Raw genomic sequence first — 2,096 nt, 5'->3', positions numbered from 1 at the left:
AAAAAGGGTCTGTTCAACAACATCCGTGTCCAGTTCCAGATGCCCGTTGTCGAGATACGGCCGGGCTTTCGGCAGTCGGCTGAGCGCATAGCGGATCGCAGCGGCCAGAGGTGACTTTCCCGAGATCCGCGTCAATTGGCTGCCGAGCCAATCTTCCAGATCGTCGAAGATAGGTTTGGCGTGTGCTTGCCGCAGGGCGGCGCGGTCCGGCGGCGGTTTTCCGCAGGCCTTCTTTTCGATTTCGTACAGCCTGGCAATGCGCTGAATGGCCTCTGCGGCAATAGATGATCCTTGGGATGCGTGCACATCGACGAACTTGCGCCGGATATGAGCCATACAGGCCATCTCCCGGGCCTTGTTCTCCCCGAACAGGCCGTTGAACCCGGCATACCCGTCCGCGTGAACCCAGCCCTTGTAGCCGGACAAGTGGCCCTGAGGATGTTCGCCCTTGCAGTCAACCGTGAACTGGTACCAGGCTAGTGGTGGAGAAGAGCCTGCCCAGGGGCGTTCATCCCGCACATAGGCCCAGATCCGGGCGGTTTTGGTCTTCTTCGTTCCCGGAGCCTGAAGCTTGACCGGCGTGTCATCGGCAAAGCGCGCTTCCCCTTGCCGGACCATGCGGCCGATGACATCCGCCAGGGGCTCAAGCAAGGCAGTTGAGCGTCCCACCCAATCAGCCAGGGTGGAGCGGTCCAGATCGATGTCTTCCCGGCCAAAGATCTGAGACTGGCGGTAGAGCGGAAGGTGGTCCGCATATTTGGAAACCAAAACATGCGCCAAAAGTCCCGCTCCCGGCCGTCCGCGCTCGATCGGACGCGATGGCAAGGGCAATTGGACAATCCTCTCGCAGCAAGAACAGGACAGGCGCGGCCTGACAATACGGTTCACGACAAACCGGCCGGGCACATATTCCAGCTCTTCGGTGACATCTTCACCCAGTGTCTTGAACTTGCCGCCGCAGCGGCAGCAGTCTTCACTCGGCATCAGGATGGTGTCCTTGCGCTCAAGATGGTCCGGCAGCGGCTTGCGGCTGTGCTGGCGTTTGGCCTGTCCGGGAGGAGCATCCACTGAGGCGGAATCCGGAATGTTATGCGGGTCAGCAGCGGCACCAATGGCCTCGTCCTCGGCAAGGCCCAGATTGAGTTGATCAAGGCTTTCCGACTTGGAGCCGAACCGGTTCCGGTTTGCCCCATGAAGCTGATGCTGAAGCTACTCGACCTTCAGGCTCAGTGCCTTGACTTCGTCGGCCAGAAGCCGGTTCACGGCTTTCAGTTCAGCCGGATCGTCAGGCGTGATGTCCAGGTCCTTCAGCATGGCTGCATTTATACCGGACGCAGCCGGAAGCAGAAAAGAAAAAGCGGATTAAGTCACTGTATTTATGTCGCTATCCGCTCGTCACCCACTTGTCAGGGGCATCCAGGTGCGGGCGGGCATACGCCAGTCTATCCCCTCAAGCAGCATCGACAGCTGGGCCGCCGTGACACTGACCTTGCCAGCCTTCGCGCCCGGCCAGACAAACCGGCCTTTCTCCAGGCGTTTGGAAAACAGGCAAGCCCCCTGACTGTCCCACCAGATGATCGTCAAAAGATCGCCCCGCCGACCGCGGAATACAAACAAGTGCCCGCAATAAGGATCTTCGGCCAGGACCTGTTCGGCTTCTGCGGCCAAAGAGTTGAAGCCGCGCCGCATGTCCGTCACACCGGCCGCCAGCCAAATCCGGGTGTTCGATGGAACCGGGATCATTCCATCAAACCCTGAACCAGTCCCATCATAGCGGCCAAGGCCGTTGGGCCTTCGATCAACACCCGGCGACCATCAGAAAGGGTAATATCAACCCGGCTTGCACAGACAGGTTCCGGGGCCGGGACAACGACCCCTGTAGCGGCAGGACAAGCTGCCGGGGCCAGTTCCAGCTCAACGAAAGACGCATCCTCCACGTGGCACGGATCAGCTGGTATTCGCGCAAACCGGGGATCCTTCAGCCAATTGTGGATCATGTTGGCATTCGCAGAATACCGCCGCGCCACCTGCGCAACCGATGCACCGGGAAGAACCGCTTGCGCGCAGATCTCCCGCTTCTCCTCATCAGACCAAAT

1 protein-coding gene and 3 pseudogenes are annotated in these 2,096 nt (G+C 59.9%); 1 reads left to right on the top strand and 3 read right to left on the bottom strand.

Features of this window, described 5'->3' with window-relative positions; genetic code table 11:
- The 3 genes and pseudogenes from E1297_RS02495 to E1297_RS49015 form a co-directional block, all read right to left on the bottom strand.
- Positions 1 to 1,197: pseudogene (locus E1297_RS02495) on the bottom strand (IS66 family transposase); the annotation flags it as partial.
- 198 nt (positions 1,198 to 1,395) lie between these two features.
- Positions 1,396 to 1,743, bottom strand: coding sequence for an IS66 family insertion sequence element accessory protein TnpB (gene tnpB / locus E1297_RS02490; RefSeq protein ID WP_155133477.1), 348 nt, complete (start codon positions 1,741 to 1,743; stop codon positions 1,396 to 1,398).
- Positions 1,740 to 2,033 (bottom strand): annotated as a pseudogene (locus E1297_RS49015) (transposase); the annotation flags it as partial. The gene tnpB and the pseudogene E1297_RS49015, both read right to left, overlap by 4 nt.
- On the opposite strand from E1297_RS49015, the pseudogene E1297_RS50125 reads away from it, so the two are divergent.
- Positions 1,987 to 2,096 (top strand): annotated as a pseudogene (locus tag E1297_RS50125) (L,D-transpeptidase); the annotation flags it as partial. The pseudogenes E1297_RS49015 and E1297_RS50125 sit on opposite strands and share 47 nt — an antisense overlap.

The sequence above is a fragment of the Roseibium sp. RKSG952 genome (assembly GCF_009711355.1).
Note: the sequence above shows the minus strand (reverse complement) of the source record. Positions and strands in the feature narration are given on the sequence as shown.